Origin of the sequence: Nocardia carnea (genome assembly GCF_029869215.1) — a bacterium.
GTDB lineage: Bacteria > Actinomycetota > Actinomycetes > Mycobacteriales > Mycobacteriaceae > Nocardia > Nocardia carnea_B.
This window is the reverse complement of the sequence record NZ_JARWPM010000156.1, coordinates 1-2,019: the sequence shown is the minus strand read 5'-3', so window position 1 is coordinate 2,019 and position 2,019 is coordinate 1. Positions and strand designations below refer to the sequence as shown.

The window sequence follows — 2,019 nt, the reverse complement described above, 5'->3', positions numbered from 1 at the left end:
ATCCGGGGGTGCGCGCCTCGGGATGGCAGACTCTAGTCCCGGAAGTAACAGACCAGCAGCGACCGGCCCGGCCCGGGGCCCGGCCCCCGGAAGGGAGGGAAGTGGGAGTGCCCGCCAACGACCACCCCAGGGCGGCCGCGCTTTGGTTTTTGGGGCGCCCCCCCCCCCCCTTCCGCGCTTTCGCCCCCCCCCGCGCGCCGGGGGGCCCCCGCGCGCGGGGGCGGCGAAACCGGCCACCGTGAACTGCACCTACAACGACACCCCCGAACCGGCGGCCAAACCGGTGGAGAAGCCGCGGTCGGAGGGTATCCAGACCGGCGACGGGAATGCCACGCTGAGCGTGAGCATGGACACCAACCAGGGCCCACTCGGGCTGACCCTGAACAACGCCGAATCGCCGTGCACCGTGAACAGTTTTGCCAGCCTGGCGGGCCAGGGCTACTTCGACGGTACGAACTGCCACCGCCTCACCCAGGGCGAGGGCCTGAAGGTGCTGCAGTGCGGTGATCCGACCGGTACCGGTACCGGCGGACCCGGCTACCAGTTCGACAACGAGTACCCCACCGATCAGTTCGCACCGGGCGATCCGGCCCTGCAGACGCCGATCAGTTATCAGCGTGGTGTCCTGGCCATGGCCAACGCCGGGCCGGGAACCAACGGCAGCCAGTTCTTCATCGTCTACGGCGATTCCATGCTGCCGCCCAACTACACGATCTTCGGCACGGTGGACGAGGGCGGGCTGGCGACCCTGGACAAGATCGCCGCGATCGGCCAGGACGAGTCCAACGGCCCGGGTGACGGCAAGCCCAACCAGCCGGTCACGGTGAATTCGGTGCGGATCGACTGATCGCGGTTCCGGCGGGTCCGGCGCTGTGCCGATTCCGTAGATATATGCTGGTCGGCGTTACGTTGCACCGACTGTGCCCCCAGTTCTCGGGTAATCTCGAAACAGGGAGTGCGCGTGACCATGTCGCGCTCGCCGGTCGCCGTTTCGGGCCGGGGCGCTGCCGGCGGGTTCTTCCGGCGCACGTGTCCGGAAGGCGAGAACCCGGCGGGCGGTCCGCGGGTCGTATGGCGAATCCCGATTCGCCCGGCGCGGTCCGCCGCCGCCGGGCACCATGAACACCCAATAGTGAACACCGCAGTATCGGGAGCAGCCATGTCCGAGGAACTGGACGATATCGGCCGGGAAACCGCGGCCATGATGAAAACGATGTTGCAGATCGCGACCTTGGTCGCGCTCAAAGCCAGGGAACGCGGTCAGCGCGAGGCCGAGGCCCGCGTAAAACTCACCGAAGCGCGGGTGAAAGAGGCCCGGGAGCTGCAGATCCGCGAAGCCCGCGACGCCAAGGCCAAGGATCCACGCAACCTCGCATTGGCCCAGACCATTTCGAAGTCAATGGCGGAGGTGAAGCCGGGAACTCCGGTCCAGCACCGGGAGAACGGCGGCTACCGCGGCGTGCAACTGCAGAAGGATCGCTTCACGATGGAACGGTTCGCCGAGAGTTCCACCGAGCAGGTGAGCGCCGCGGCCGCGACCGTGAGCTATGACTCGGCGGCCCGGCGTGAAGCCCTCGCCGCGCATCTGGCACGGATCGGGGTCGCCCCCGAACTCGCGGCAGCACGCATGCTGGTCGAGGTGAGCCAGGCGAAACCGGCCAGCGAGGCCGTGCGCACCCGGCCGGAGCGGGCACCCGCTGTCCAGCGGGCGCGGGAACAGCAAGAGCTGGCCCGCGGCCTCGAACGCAGCCGGTAGCGTCCTGCGCTACCCCGGGAAAGGGGGCCCCCCCCCGGGGGGGGGGGACGCGACCCGGGGCGCCCCCCCCCGGGGGGGGGGGGGGGGGGGGGGGTTGGGACCCCCCCCCCCGCGCCGGGCCGGGCGGCCCGCCGATGGTCAGGTCCGCGGGCAGCGCTGCCGCGTCCGGATCACCTACCCCGGCACGGAAGCCGTCGACCCCGACGACCGCCGCCCACGTCTGCGTGGGTGCCTCGTACGCCGCGCCGCGCAGCGGTGTGCCA

Annotated in this window: 2 protein-coding genes; both read left to right on the top strand. The window is 70.6% G+C overall.

The window, feature by feature from the left end:
* Positions 1 to 22: 22 nt before the first annotated feature.
* The gene (locus QH276_RS10520; RefSeq protein WP_432278788.1) at positions 23 to 847 is read left to right on the top strand and encodes a peptidylprolyl isomerase; all 825 of its coding nucleotides are present in this window, start codon (positions 23 to 25) and stop codon (positions 845 to 847) included.
* A gap of 312 nt (positions 848 to 1,159) precedes the next feature.
* Positions 1,160 to 1,756, top strand: coding sequence for a hypothetical protein (locus QH276_RS10515; protein ID WP_280400977.1), 597 nt, complete (start codon positions 1,160 to 1,162; stop codon positions 1,754 to 1,756).
* Positions 1,757 to 2,019 lie beyond the last annotated feature (263 nt).

What these genes read in the sequence shown, in the direction of transcription:
- QH276_RS10520 (WP_432278788.1), top strand. Translation starts at nt 23, where the DNA reads ATGGCAGACTCTAGTCCCGGAAGTAACAGACCAGCAGCGACCGGCCCG.
- QH276_RS10515 (WP_280400977.1), top strand. Translation starts at nt 1,160, where the DNA reads ATGTCCGAGGAACTGGACGATATCGGCCGGGAAACCGCGGCCATGATG.